Below are 13,721 nucleotides of genomic sequence, written 5' to 3'. Positions count from 1 at the left end.
AGCCACAACAGAACGGACGGCATGAACGAATGCACCGCGACCTGAAGACCGCCTGTGCCAAGCCTTCAGCTTATGACCTGAAAGCGCAACAAAGACGTCTGAACCAATTTGTAAAAGAATATAATCACCTAAGGCCACATGAGGCATTGGACATGAGAACGCCCGCTTCGGTACATGAATTTTCAACAAGACCATTCCCAGAAAAAATACCCCACTTTGATTACGATTCCAAAATGAAAGTCTTAAAAGTCACCCAAAATGGAGCTATAAGATGGAAGGCCTATAATTGGGTTTACCTTTCCGCTTCGCTCCAAGGTAAACATATCGGGGCCTTAGACATTGGCAATGGTATTTGGAGGGTGTTTTATAGAAACGTATTTTTAGGATACTTTGATGAACATGTGTTTAGAAAAAAAGAACAATCAATGAGGTTAGAAACTAACTTAGTGTAAACTCTAATCTATAACTTTTGTAAACAATGTATATTAACGAACATTGAAAAAAAGAAAAGCCACCGCACGTTCAAGCACATTTGTCGCTTCGTGCCTCAGCAACAAAAGAGCTTTCACTTCCCCTCCGCCACCCAAACTGAATGATTATTTTAATACTCATTCAATGAGATAATAAATTATTATTCCTATTTTGCGGACTGAATTAAACAATTCAAAAAATGAACCGAATAAAAGAGGTTTTAGAAGAAAAAGGAATCAAACAAATTTGGTTAGCTGAACAATTAGGTAAGAGTTACAATATGGTAAACTCATATGTCCAAAACAGAAGGCAACCAAGTATTGAATGCCTTTATGAAATTGCTAAAATATTAAACATCAGTGTAAAAGAACTTTTAGTTGAACATGAGTAAGAAATATACATTTATAGACCTATTTGCCGGCTGCGGTGGATTTAGTGAAGGATTTTATCAAGAAAAATTTGAGTCTGTAGTTCATGTTGACTTTGATGCGCCAGCTTGTGAAACCGTTAAAGAAAGGATGCGCTATTACAATTATTCGGAGAACGCGATTGAAAGTGCAGTTATATGTGGAGACCTCACTTCTGATGATGTGCATAAACAGATTGATAGTGTTATCAGCAATAGACAAGTAGATGTTTTAGTCGGTGGACCACCGTGCCAAACATTCTCATCTGTTGGAAGAGCACAAGATAAAAATTCAATGAGGAATGACCCTAGAAATTATCTTTTCCGTTCATATCTTGAAATTTTAGAGAAACATAAGCCTAAGATATTTGTGTTTGAGAATGTCTCAGGGTTGCTTTCCGCTAAACCTAATGGCAACTACATATTTCCTGAAATAGTTGAAAATATGTCAGAGTACTATTCTTTATGTGATGATAGGGGTACAATACTTTTGAACTCGGTGCATTATGGAGTTCCTCAAATAAGAAAAAGAGTAATCTTAATTGGTGTTAGAAAAGACCTTAAAATAAATCCATTAGATATTTACAAGGCTATCGAAAAAACTCATTACAGCCCAGATATGGTAGTTAATAATGAAACTTTAGGTCTTCAAAAATATTTGACAGTTGAGGATGCTATTTCGGACTTACCAAAATTGTTGCCGGGTGAAGGGCAAGAAGAAGTTGAACATGAAATTGCTATTAAGAATTCGTTTACAAGGATAGTTAGACCTAATGGGTTTTCAAAACTTTATAACCATGTTGCCCGAAAACATAATAATATGGATCAACAGAGGTATGAACTGTTGAGCAAGAACAAATGGCAATTAAAAGATCTTGCGAAAACAAGACCTGATTTAATTCATCATGACCCAAAACATTTCGGAAACAGATACACGGTTCAAGTAGCAGACAAACCAGGTAGAACAGTTGTAGCTCACCTATATAAAGACGGTAACCTATTTATTCACCCCGACCATAAGCAAAAACGAACATTTACAGTTAGAGAGGCTGCGAGAGTACAATCTTTTCCAGATGATTTCAAATTTGTTGGATCAAGAACAAATCAATATAAGCAGGTAGGAAACGCAGTGCCACCACTAATGGCACGACAAATAGCAAAAGCAATTAAAACGTTTTTAGTTTAATGATTTTCTTTAGCGTACCATCAGTAGGTCAATTAAAACCAGAAACATTATTTGGAAAAGATGACCATTTTGGTTTTATCCAATCTCTTATTGGTGAGGAATATATCAGAGCGAATATAACAGAGGAGTGTCATAAATACTATGAAACTAGTAATAAAGGTTATTGGAATAGTATAATTACGATAGCAAATTTTTTAGCTATTAAGAAACTAGATTCGAATAACAGATTTAACGAAATTTCTCTTTTAAACTCTATTGCTAATCGTTGTGATGAAGGTAATGATAGAGATGCATCAGCTCTTTTTGATTACTTACTTTGCCAATGGCAATACCCTCATCCAATTGTAACCAAAACTACATCTATTAAAGTTTTAGATATAGAATTAGTCGACCCAAGGAAAAATTTCCCTCTCATTAAACCTTATATTATAATCTTAGCAATACTGAGATCCTTATTGTTAAAATCAAAAAACCTTTCTTTTTTAACAAAAAAAGAATTTTATTGGTTGGGATATACAGCGTATGAAAGAAAAGGAGAAGGTATAAATGTTAATAACTCTGATAATATAGCGGAAGAAATTCTTTTGATTAGAGAAAAGGGATGGTCTAATTGGGAGAAATTAAAAAAAACAGAATCGGTTAATCAAAACCTGTCATATCCATTAGGTTTCTTACGAAATTCATCAATACTAACTTCGGAATCTTCAATTTATTTCAATCCGGAAGGTTTTTTCATAGGCTTAAGTAGCAATACCTCAAACACAATTGAAATTTTAAACAATTTGATTAAAAATAGTTCTGAGGGATATGACTTTGATAGAGCAAAAAGTACAAACGACAAGAAGCTTGCGTTTGATTATTCTAATTATTTGTACAATTATAAAAGGTTCAACAATTGGGTTTATAACACAAATTTATATTCCTTTTCAGTTAACGCAATAGATGATTCAATGTTTGATGGGCTATCTGAAGAGGATGTTGAGACACTGAGGAGAAAAAAAATTGCACTATTGTTGTTAAGATTATCTGAATTAGACAAAGCATCCATGTCGAAAAGAAGAACAGAACAATCAATTCTTAGAAGTTTATTAATTGAGGGAAAAAACGAATTAGCATGTGGTATTTGCAATAAAAATTATCCAATAAAATTTTTAGCAACTGCTCACATAAAAAAGAGAAAAGATTGTACTGAAGATGAAAAGAGAGATTTAAATATAGTTATGCCTGCTTGCCATTTAGGGTGTGATAAAATTTATGAAGAGGGATACATTTATATCGATAATGGATTAATACATAGTAATTTATATAAAAAAGAAACTACAGAGCCTTTGAAAAAGTATATTACAGCTTTGGAAGAAAATAGATGTAATTATTTTAAAGAAGAAACAGCTCAATACTTTAAACATCATGCAAAACAAAATATATAATTTTATTGATCTATTCTGTGGAGCAGGAGGATTTGCTAAGGGATTTGAAATGTCCGGTAAATTCAAGTGCATTGGGGGAATTGATAATAAAAAATCAGCAGTCGAAACTCATAAATTAAATTTTAAGAATTCAGTTTCAGTTCATGCTGACATTCGAGAATTTTCACCTGAAAAGCTTCATGAATTAATCGGACAACAGAAGGTAGACGTCATAATTGGTGGACCACCTTGCCCTACTTTCAGTACAATTGGTCATGCCAAGATACAATCAGTAAATAAAGAAAAGGGTGATTGTATTACTGAAGATCCTAGGAATATTTTGTTCATGGATTATCTTGAATACGTAAAGTATTTCAAGCCTAAAATGTTTGTCATGGAAAATGTCCCTCAATTTCTTACAAAATATAAAGGAGCAACATACAAAGAGGTTAAAAGAATTATTAAAAGAGATTTACCAGAATATCATATTGTTGAAGAGGTTAAACTCCTAAATAGCGTTAATTATGGAGTCCCTCAAAATAGAAGAAGGATGATATTAGTTGGCCATCTAAAAGATTACACTTTCAATTATCCTAAAATAACTCATTGGTTTGAAGGCTCTAATTATAATATTGATCCTAATGATGAAAATGTTGATTCTACTAAACTAAAACCTCATGTTAATGTAAAAAGCGCCATTTCTGATTTGCCCAAAATCACGGATAATTGGCGAATTAATGAGTGTGAATATTCCAAACATGAGAATCTTGATACATATCAAAAACTTATGCGTCAAAACACAAATGGATTAGTCGCTAACAATATCTGCAGAATGTCCAATGAAAGAGCAAAAAAAGTGTTTGGTCATATGAAACAAGGGGATATTTATATGGATTTGCCCAAAGAAATACGTCAAATCTTGCCTTTCCGTGAAGATATTTTCAAGGATAGGTTAAAACGATTGGTGCTGAAAAATCCTTCTTGGACGATTTTAGCGCACATTGGTATGGATGGCTATATGTATATACATCCAACTGAATTGCGCACTCTTTCTGTAAGAGAGGCTGCAAGAATTCAATCTTTCCCGGATAATTTCGTTTTTGTGGGTAATCAGCAAGAAACTTATATGCAAGTAGGTAATGCGGTCCCTCCTATAATGGCAAAAGCAATCGCAGAGAGTGTCTATAGTGGGTTAACAAATTTAAACAGATGAGAAGATGATTTATATTAGAAATATTTTCAAACAAGATATGGTAGGTGGCAAGCAAGTTGCCTTTACAAAAGAACCTTCAAATGTGTTTTTTAAATTCAATTACAACACACCTGACCCTGATAGACAGATTACATTTGAATTTAAAGTACAAGATCCCAATTCCCCATTTATAAGTAAAAGTGGCCGAAAAATAGCCACTCGCTTATATGCAAACCCTGAAACTGAGGCACGCATTGACGGAGAATTAAAACAGTTTCTGAGAGATGAATTGAATTGGGGACTTAACGACATAGTTGTTTTTAAATACAAAAAAGATGATTTGTTTGAGTTTGATTTTATTCCTAAATCTTCAAATTCATATAATAGCTACAAGGAAATCTTGAAAAACAACAATCATGAACTTATAATTAACGAAACCGACTCAGCTATCCAAAATTCAACTGCAGAAGAAAAGAGCTTTATTGACTCGAAGAAAATTAGAGAGTTTGTTTTTAGTGTTTTTAAGTTTGTTCATAATGAATTTGGAGATGAATTTCTTATTGAGAAATCAGCAATAGCAAAAAGAAAATTATCTGACATAAATTACGAAGCTTTTATTTTTCCTGATTATTTCAAAACCCAACCAATTTTAGGCTCATTTACTGATAAGCAATCAGAAAATAGTTTAAAAACATCAAATACGTTAAGATTTTTTGCTGAAAACCTTGAAATACTTGACCAAAAATATATTTATTTCTCAACGCAATGGGGCTTCCCTGAGTTTCAGAATAGCATTTCCTTTATTGCTTTCAATCAGTTTATCCTTGATTATTCCAACAAAAAGTACAAGATCGAATATGATGACAAATCAGAATCATACAAATTGGTTTTGAATAATGAAAGTAAGGTAATAACACCAATAGATTTCAATTTAGAATCATTTCAAGCGAAAACAAAAGAAGCAGGATTAATCTTCGCCCCTCAACTCATCCAACGTTTTATTGCCTCATTATGTACTAAACCTTTTGTGATTTGTAGTGGTCTTTCAGGTTCTGGGAAAACAAAATTGGCGCAAGCTTTTTCGCAATGGATTACATCTGACAAATCTCAATATTTAATTATTCCTGTTGGTGCCGATTGGACAAATCGCGAACCTCTTTTGGGTTACCCTAATGCACTTGATAAGGAAGAATATGTAAGTCCAGAAAATGGTGTGTTAGATTTAATGATAAGAGCCAAGAATGAATACGAAATTTATTTAGCTGATGACTCTAAAATCCCAAAGCCCTATTTCTTGATTTTAGACGAGATGAATTTGAGTCACGTTGAACGATATTTTGCTGATTTTTTAAGCACTATGGAATCGGGTGACAAAATTCCTTTACATAAAATCGAAAATGAATCATTGATTGTCCCATCCGCTATAAAACTTCCTAAGAATTTATTCATTGTCGGAACCGTAAATATTGATGAAACCACATACATGTTTAGTCCAAAAGTTTTGGATAGAGCTAATACCATTGAATTTAGATTAACTGAAAAGGATTTAGAAGATTTTATTGCAAGCGAGATAAAACTTGACATGGATATCCTTACTGCTCAAGGTGCAAATATGGGGCAAAGTTTTATGAGTATGGCGTTGCTTGAAACAGATAAGAATTTAAAAACTGTAGAGGACGATTTAAAACTGTTCTTTTCCGAATTAAAAAAATCTGGAGCTGAATTCGGATATAGAACTGCAAGTGAAATTGGAAGGTTAATGTATATGCTTGAAGAATTGGGCGAAGCGGGTGAAAACCTTCTTGACTTGGCCATAATGCAGAAATTGCTTCCAAAATTGCACGGTTCACGAAACAAGTTAACTAAAGTACTTCCTGTTTTGGGCGGTTTTTGTTTGACAGATAAGTCAAATATCAAAGAGGAATACTTGGATAAATACCTAAGCAATAATTTATCTGAGGCAGAGCTTAAATCTGATATTAATGTTAAATACAAAATATCATTCGAGAAAATTTGTAGAATGTATAAAAATGCAGTTGAGAATGGTTTTGCAAGTTACGCTGAAGCATAAAAATGAAAATTGAACTTTCACATATAAAACGTGGTTTGATTCTAGAAATAAAAGGTGAAGAAAACACACTTTTTGAAATTTCTGATGAAGATGTTATGCAATATGGAGAAGCTAAAATTCAACTCAAAGAAGGTTGCAGTTATGAATATCAATTTTCTGAAGAAACCATAAAATTTAAAGAAGGAAGTAAAAAGAATACAATTGTTAGTCACTCCAAATTTGGCAAACACAAAGGCACCATTAACCCAAACATTTTTGTAGGTACTCATTCATTAGAAATTGAAAATTACTCTACATTATTACCAATTGAAGTACGTTCTGTAAAAAGTGAATATAGATCTGACTATCGCTATATGCTTGAAAGCATTACAGAAAGATGCACGGACTTAATCATGCAGATAGATTCACCAATTAATCAGCATTTCGAAACGAATTTTGATACTGATAGTCAAACCTTATATCAACGGTTTTCATTTGTAAAATCACTAATCGATTCGTTAGAATTTGAGGAGGCTATTCAAAAAATAGTGTCTAATCCTACAACAAAATGGGAAGAGGAACATGAGGAAAAAGACATTCGAAGAATTCGAAGATTTAATCAAAAGAATATAAGGCAATTGGTTACAAAAAGTAACCGGATGGATCTAAGCAGAGATCATTATTTAAATAAATCTTTTGGATTAAAATCAATACCAACGAAAATTGATAGTACGCGGAAAATAGAATCTATAGACACAGCTGAAAATCGCTTTATTAAATATGCCTTAGAAGAATTTCTGTTTTTCTGCGAAAATTGCGAAGTGAAATTTGAAAAGTATTCAACTGCAAAATTTGAATCGAAATTACTTGTAACTAAAATTTCTACTTTATTAAATCAGACATTTTTCAAGCAAATTTCAAGACCAACATCATTAAAACTAAATAGTCCCGTTCTTCAAAGGAAAAGCGGCTATCGAGAAGTATTAAATGCCTGGCTAAAATTTGATTTAGCGGCAAAATTGATTTGGCATGGTGGTGATAATGTTTATGATGCTGGTAAAAAAGACATTGCTACGCTATACGAGTATTGGTTATTTTTTAAATTATTAGAGTTGTTTAACGAAGTGTTTGATATTGAACCAAAAAGTATTGAAGAATTAATTCAATATGATAAAGGTCAATTGTCGCTTAACTTAAAACAAGGAACAGCCATTGCAATGAAAGGTGTATACAAATCACCTTCAAGAAATCTAAATATTCAGTTCTCTTATAACCGTTCTTTTGGTGGAGGAAAAACTTATCCTAATCCTGGGAGCTATACAACCACTCTTCGACCAGATTACACTTTGTCCATTTGGCCAGAAGAAATAACAGAAGTAAAAGATGCCGAAAAAACGGAATTGATTACTCACATTCACTTTGATGCAAAATACAAAGTCAAAAATTTTTATGAATTAATATCAAAATCAAAAGACGAAGAATTATCCGAGCAAGAAAACAAAGAGCTTATTGATGAAGAATCAGAAGAAATTAAAAAGGGAACATTTAAAAATCAGGACTTACTCAAAATGCATGCTTACAAAGATGCAATAAGAAGAACCGGAGGTGCTTATGTTTTATATCCGGGCGAAGGCAAAAATGAGCCATTTAGAGGCTTTCATGAATTAATTCCTGGCTTAGGCGCTTTTGTAGTTAAACCTAACAAAGACAATAAAGACAAAGAGCATTTAAAAACCTTCATTAAAAAGATTATCGCAAACTTTATTGACAGAGCTTCTCAAAGAGAATATACTGCTGTTAAAATATACGATATTCATAAAGATGAAAAAGACGATACGAATATTCTAAATGAGTCAATGCCTGAATATTTGGACTCAGCTAAAAAAGAAAAATTAATTCCAGATGAAACATTTGTCTTAGTTGGGTATTGCAGGAATAATTCGAATATTAAATGGTATAAGAAAGAAGGCAAATATAATTTCAGAATAGATGATGATAAGGGTTCATTAAGTTTAGAAACCAATGTTGTAAATGCGAAATATTTACTTCTTAGAGAACCAGGAAAGGATACAGCAAATAAAATTTTCAAGTTAAAAAGTAAAGGACCAAAAGTTATTCAAGGAAAGCTTTTACCTGATGGTTATATAACTAAAAAACTTAAAGATTATTATTTAGTGATTGATATCGAAAAAGAAGAAAGTATAGACTTTAACGGAGCAAGTTTTAATTTTAAAGAATTAGAAAAATACAAAACCATTAAATCGAAGAATAATCATGTGACAGCAGCTGGAATTCCTTTTGCAGTGACAGTGACAGAGCTTATGAAAACAAAATTGAAGAATTAGCCAACGCAAGTTCAAGCAAATTGCAATCCTCCTTCGTGCGGTTGCAAAGAGCTTTCTCGCCAACGCTAAAAACGAAATGAATAAAATAAAAACGGCATACAGCAATGTGTATACTGTATAGCACCCTGTGGGATGCTACGACAATATACACGGAACGCTACCTAAGCTTCCTTGAAATCCTCTTTTGAACTACTTTTTCCAGAATGTTCTTATATAAACTTTACCTAAAGGGTAATAGATGATTCAATATCCACCATAAAAATCATGTCTATATCATTCTATTAATTTGGATTTTACAAAAGCATATCGGAGTTGTTTTTGGTAGAAGTTCCTATCATCAAAAGCAATAATCTTATGATACTTTTCTCCAATATTTTATACATTATACTCCTTTAATAGTGGGCGAATATTTTCATTTTCTCTGTGAAAAAGTGATATGACCTGTTTAGATTTCTCAGCTTGGCTCATACCATAACGAGTTGCAAAAGTTGCTGCTATTCCTAGTACAGGATTAAAATAAGAAAATAAGGCACCTACCCCTAGTGAAGCCCCTGTTTTTGCAGAATCTTCAAGAGTTTTTTCAATACCTTGAGCAAAAGATTGCTTACCAACGAAAATATTCCTTCCCTCTCTTGTCGCAATAATTAGAAATGGAAGCCCTGGTAAAATTGTTTCCGCTATTTCTTCTAATGGAGAGTCTAACAAATCCTCCAATGGTGCCATAATAGATGCCTCAATATCGGACTCATTAATTCCACTACTAAAAATTCCGTCTATTCCAGTTGAAACTTCGTCAGTGGTCATTACATCTATATCAGGATATTTTTCAATTGCTTCCTTAACATATCCTAATGACTCTGTTGCCTTTAATTGAAGCTCTTGTGCAATAGTACCGTCCAAATTTGAAATTACAAGGTCCCATCCTTCCTGTGTGGGGCTTTCCGCAAGAGAAGCCACCTGTCCTGGTTCCAGATGAATATCACCTACCCATTCGCCTGCATTTAATTTATCACGTACAAGAACTTCAAAATATTTACCCTTCCAAGCACTGACGATACCTCCTAGTTGCTCTGTATTAAAATCTGATAAAGAGTCTATAGATTTACCTGGGAACGCTAATTCAAATGCCTCCCTCATCTGAGTATCAATAACATCAAGGTCAATATTATCTGAATAAACAACTCCCCCTATAACGGCTGTAGCTGCAACAGCGTCTATTAATGATTTTTCTTTCCTTTTTACGTACTGTTTGTATAGATTTGACATATACTCTTTGGATGAATCCCAAGAATACCCCTTCTTTTCATAATATTTGACAAGACTAGTTAATTTGGAATTCATAAAAAATGCATTACTAGTGATACAACAGCCATAATTGCAATTATAGAGCTAAATACCATAAGAACTCTTATTTGCTTTTTCTGCTGTACAAGTTGAAATTCTAAGGAATTAGTTTTACCTACTTCTGCTTCTAATTTATTATTGGTAGATTCTATATCAGAAATAATATTGCGGAATTGTCTATCGTACAACCTTGTTATATCACTGAGTTTAAAATCAATGTTTTCATTTTTTTGTTCTATTTCAATGTATTTATTGTCAATCTCTATTTTTAATTCTTCTAAAGAACTGACCATTTTTTTCATTGATTTTAACCCATCTGACATTTGTGCATATTCTTGACGCACATTAAATACCTCAGAATCTAATTTCTCCTTTAGACTTTTCGAGTATTTTATATATTTATTAAGAATTCTCTTGTATTCGTCTACTTTAGTTTGCATGTCGATTAGGTCCTGATGCATTCCATGCAGAATTACACCGTACGTTTTAGGGAATTCAAGAATTTCTTCTTTATCACTCTTAGATAATCCAAACATAAAATAGTATTTTTTAATTACTCACTACGAGTTAAGATAAATAGAAAACGTGATTCCTCAAATAAAATAGATATTTTTCAGTTAGGAAATACTGAATTTTTGCCATCTAGGATAGAATTATGTTACTACTTTAAGGTCCTAAAAAATTATTTGTTCATTAAACTTTCCATCTCCTCACTAACCCTTTTCTGCACAATCTTTCCATAATACCCTTGAGTAAACTTAATGCTAGAATGACCTAATAGCTCACTCACTATCTCCGCTGGAACGTCATTATACAGCAGCACCGTGGAAGCAAATGTTGTTCTTAACGTATACCCTTGGAATAAGGCGTTATAAAAGAAATAAAATGCTTTAAAATGAAATAAAAACGGTTTGTAACACCATGTATACCTCATTGCGCCTGAACTCCTAATCGGAATTCAATTTACTAAAAGAAAACTTGATGATACTACGGAAACCCGTAATTAGAATTAAAAATTTAAACAGAAATTTGAACAGAAATACCTCCAAAATTCAAAGGTTTTAATTCATAACCTTTTTATTTTTTATGGCTATTTTTAGTTTTACAAAGGATATATACAACTTAAGTTTGATTCTCAGTAAATTGTTGATATAACTAGAAAGAACAAAAGAGAGAACCTATGAATAAGAACGAATTTAAACAGAAACTTTCTAGTATTAAAACGGCAATAAGTGTAACTGGTAAAAGATATCGTTCAATCCAAATATTTGGCGACAGTCTTGAATTTGTAAGAGAAAATAAAACCAAATCTGAAAGAATTTCAGTTACTGAATTATATGAGTTATTCACAAAGGAAAACCCTATAAATATATCTATCGCAAAATCATATATTTCAGGTAGAGTTCAATCACCTGCTGTTGCAATTTTGAAAGAACTGAAATCAACTGGTGCTAAAAATATCTCAAAAAACATTAATCCTGAACTTCAACCAATTGTTGAAAATGGGAAGAGGAAACTACCTAATGAAAAAGTTAAGGATGAAACCCGATTTTTTATTGGATTATCTGAGCTATTAGGTATGGATTATTTACTTTCCAAAAGCATTGGAAAACCAATAAATTCATCACATATATTCTTGTCTAATAGTTTTGAGAATTACAATTTTAATAAAGAAGTCAATGATTGTTATTTACAAATCCTAACAGACTTGAAATCAAATTATATGTTTAGTTCTGACAGTTTATCTCATCATATTGATGGTGTAATTATTAATCACCCGGTTTTGCATAGTAGAATTGTTGAGTTTGATGAAGAACAACATTTTACACCAGCAAGGATGGATACAATACCCCACCTTCAAGATATTTTACCAGACAACTATTTTTCTATATTCAAAAAGATTTGTAATGATAAAAACTATTTGAATGATTATGTATTAAAAAAACATAGAATTAAAAACAAATTAGATAATGTGCCAAAATCATTTATTGAGTTTGTAGGGTGGTTAGAACAATCCAATGAAAAATCATCTGGTTACATTTGTAAGAAAAATGGTTTTGAGTTTTTTGGTGGTCGAATTGCTCAAAGAGCCTATTATGATTGTTTAAGGGACACAGCACATTTATCTAGTAAGAATAGTGGTTTTGACATTCCATTACGTTTTGCTAAGAAGAAATTTGAAGAAATTGAAAACACAGATTTTGGTTTAATTTCAATGGATAGAATAAAGGAAATTATTTTAGAAATAATGAGTAATGACTATAAAATGACTATACCCATTGCATGACAAAGTATAAAAATAATAGCCGAAATAGTAGTAAATATGAACATTGTAGCCCGCATAAAATTTAGTTGAAACTTGAAAAATTTAAGTTCCACAGTCGGCTACTATCCTTATACAAACCGTTTCAAAAGTTCAAATAACGGATTGATTTCGCTAATAAAAGATTGAAATGTCGGCACTATGTCGGCACAAATTAAAAAAGTCTTTACCTACATCGCTGTAAATAAAGACTTTAGGATAATCTAATGTGGTCCCACCTGGACTCGAACCAGGGACCACCTGATTATGAGTCAGGTGCTCTAACCAGCTGAGCTATAGGACCGGTTATAATTCAATACTTGAAGCTCTGTAAACTCTTGTTTCGATTAAAATCGATAGAGACTGGCGCTCAAACCAGTTACAAAACCCGCGAATTGCGGATGCAATATTACTACTTATTTTTAACTGACACAAGATTTTTATGCATAGTTGTAGAATAGTTTACTTGCTTATCACTAGTGTTTCATTGATAGTTTAGGTCATGCCTAAAATAATCATTCTGACCCATAAGAAACTTCGACTGCGCTCAGCATGACAGCAAACTATGAAATTATCAAACCTTACTATCGAATTTCTTGGCACAACTCTACCAATACGCCATTTGCAGTCTTTGGATGAACGAAAGCAACCCATTTATTATCAGCCCCTTTTTTAGGCTTTTCATTCAGCAACGTAAATCCTTCCGATTTTAGTCGTGCCATTTCTGCAACAATATCATCCACCTCAAAAGCTACATGATGTATGCCCTCGCCTTTCTTTTCCAAAAATTTGGCAATAGGTCCGGTTGGGTCTGTTGATGCCAGTAATTCAATCTTATTAGGTCCGTTTTGAAAGAAGGAAGTATTCACCCCTTCTGAAGCAACTTCTTCTTGTTTATAGGGTGCGACTCCCAATAATTTCTCGAAAAGCACATTGGAATCTTCCATGTTTTTCACCGCTATACCTAAATGTTCTATCTTTTTCATGCCTTATTTGCTTCAGAGTGCATCACATAGGGG

General features: G+C 32.7%; 11 protein-coding genes and 1 tRNA gene. 8 read left to right on the top strand and 4 right to left on the bottom strand.

The window, feature by feature from the left end; translation table 11 throughout:
- From BMY56_RS18205 to BMY56_RS18175, 7 genes are all read left to right on the top strand, one after another.
- On the top strand, nt 1–452 hold a 452-nt coding region (locus BMY56_RS18205; RefSeq protein WP_143057847.1), incomplete at its 5' end, for an integrase core domain-containing protein.
- Nucleotides 453–670: 218 nt separating this feature from the next.
- Nucleotides 671–862 carry a helix-turn-helix domain-containing protein gene (locus tag BMY56_RS18200; RefSeq protein ID WP_091627654.1) on the top strand — a complete coding sequence of 64 codons (192 nt, stop codon included), beginning with the start codon at nt 671–673 and terminating at the stop codon, nt 860–862.
- Entirely contained in the window at nt 855–2,063 is a 1,209-nt protein-coding gene (locus BMY56_RS18195; RefSeq protein ID WP_091627653.1) for a DNA cytosine methyltransferase, read from the top strand. Before BMY56_RS18200 ends, BMY56_RS18195 begins: the two co-directional genes overlap by 8 nt.
- Nucleotides 2,063–3,490 carry a hypothetical protein gene (locus BMY56_RS18190; protein WP_091627650.1) on the top strand — a complete coding sequence of 476 codons (1,428 nt, stop codon included), beginning with the start codon at nt 2,063–2,065 and terminating at the stop codon, nt 3,488–3,490. Before BMY56_RS18195 ends, BMY56_RS18190 begins: the two co-directional genes overlap by 1 nt.
- On the top strand, nt 3,471–4,682 hold the full coding sequence (locus BMY56_RS18185) for a DNA cytosine methyltransferase (protein WP_091627647.1): 1,212 nt from the start codon (nt 3,471–3,473) through the stop codon (nt 4,680–4,682). The genes BMY56_RS18190 and BMY56_RS18185 overlap by 20 nt, the downstream gene beginning before the upstream one ends.
- A 4-nt stretch (nt 4,683–4,686) precedes the next feature.
- The gene (locus tag BMY56_RS18180) at nt 4,687–6,732 is read left to right on the top strand and encodes an McrB family protein (protein ID WP_091627644.1); all 2,046 of its coding nucleotides are present in this window, start codon (nt 4,687–4,689) and stop codon (nt 6,730–6,732) included.
- A 2-nt stretch (nt 6,733–6,734) separates the two neighbouring features.
- Nucleotides 6,735–9,056, top strand: coding sequence for a DUF2357 domain-containing protein (locus BMY56_RS18175; RefSeq protein WP_091627642.1), 2,322 nt, complete (start codon nt 6,735–6,737; stop codon nt 9,054–9,056).
- A 375-nt stretch (nt 9,057–9,431) separates the two neighbouring features.
- Here BMY56_RS18175 and BMY56_RS18170 read toward each other — a convergent pair whose 3' ends face one another.
- Nucleotides 9,432–10,397 carry a hypothetical protein gene (locus BMY56_RS18170; protein WP_091627639.1) on the bottom strand — a complete coding sequence of 322 codons (966 nt, stop codon included), beginning with the start codon at nt 10,395–10,397 and terminating at the stop codon, nt 9,432–9,434.
- Nucleotides 10,394–10,936 (bottom strand): hypothetical protein, encoded by a 543-nt coding sequence (locus BMY56_RS18165; RefSeq protein WP_091627637.1) that lies wholly within the window; start codon nt 10,934–10,936, stop codon nt 10,394–10,396. Before BMY56_RS18165 ends, BMY56_RS18170 begins: the two co-directional genes overlap by 4 nt.
- Nucleotides 10,937–11,580: 644 nt before the next feature.
- Between BMY56_RS18165 and BMY56_RS18155 the strand changes: the two genes are divergently transcribed.
- Nucleotides 11,581–12,687 carry a hypothetical protein gene (locus BMY56_RS18155; protein ID WP_091627631.1) on the top strand — a complete coding sequence of 369 codons (1,107 nt, stop codon included), beginning with the start codon at nt 11,581–11,583 and terminating at the stop codon, nt 12,685–12,687.
- A gap of 245 nt (nt 12,688–12,932) precedes the next feature.
- Here BMY56_RS18155 and BMY56_RS18150 read toward each other — a convergent pair.
- Nucleotides 12,933–13,006, bottom strand: a tRNA-Ile gene (locus BMY56_RS18150).
- Between the two features lie 280 nt (nt 13,007–13,286).
- Nucleotides 13,287–13,688, bottom strand: coding sequence for a methylmalonyl-CoA epimerase (gene mce, locus BMY56_RS18145; RefSeq protein WP_091627628.1), 402 nt, complete (start codon nt 13,686–13,688; stop codon nt 13,287–13,289).
- Nucleotides 13,689–13,721 lie beyond the last annotated feature (33 nt).

The organism is Maribacter orientalis, from assembly GCF_900109345.1.
In the GTDB taxonomy this organism is placed as follows: Bacteria; Bacteroidota; Bacteroidia; order Flavobacteriales; family Flavobacteriaceae; genus Maribacter; species Maribacter orientalis.
Note: the sequence above shows the minus strand (reverse complement) of the source record. Positions and strands in the feature narration are given on the sequence as shown.

What these genes read in the sequence shown, in the direction of transcription:
- BMY56_RS18170 (WP_091627639.1), bottom strand. Translation starts at nt 10,397, where the DNA reads ATGAATTCCAAATTAACTAGTCTTGTCAAATATTATGAAAAGAAGGGG.
- BMY56_RS18155 (WP_091627631.1), top strand. Translation starts at nt 11,581, where the DNA reads ATGAATAAGAACGAATTTAAACAGAAACTTTCTAGTATTAAAACGGCA.
- BMY56_RS18175 (WP_091627642.1), top strand. Translation starts at nt 6,735, where the DNA reads ATGAAAATTGAACTTTCACATATAAAACGTGGTTTGATTCTAGAAATA.
- BMY56_RS18195 (WP_091627653.1), top strand. Translation starts at nt 855, where the DNA reads ATGAGTAAGAAATATACATTTATAGACCTATTTGCCGGCTGCGGTGGA.
- BMY56_RS18180 (WP_091627644.1), top strand. Translation starts at nt 4,687, where the DNA reads ATGATTTATATTAGAAATATTTTCAAACAAGATATGGTAGGTGGCAAG.
- BMY56_RS18165 (WP_091627637.1), bottom strand. Translation starts at nt 10,936, where the DNA reads ATGTTTGGATTATCTAAGAGTGATAAAGAAGAAATTCTTGAATTCCCT.
- BMY56_RS18200 (WP_091627654.1), top strand. Translation starts at nt 671, where the DNA reads ATGAACCGAATAAAAGAGGTTTTAGAAGAAAAAGGAATCAAACAAATT.
- BMY56_RS18190 (WP_091627650.1), top strand. Translation starts at nt 2,063, where the DNA reads ATGATTTTCTTTAGCGTACCATCAGTAGGTCAATTAAAACCAGAAACA.
- mce (WP_091627628.1), bottom strand. Translation starts at nt 13,688, where the DNA reads ATGAAAAAGATAGAACATTTAGGTATAGCGGTGAAAAACATGGAAGAT.
- BMY56_RS18185 (WP_091627647.1), top strand. Translation starts at nt 3,471, where the DNA reads ATGCAAAACAAAATATATAATTTTATTGATCTATTCTGTGGAGCAGGA.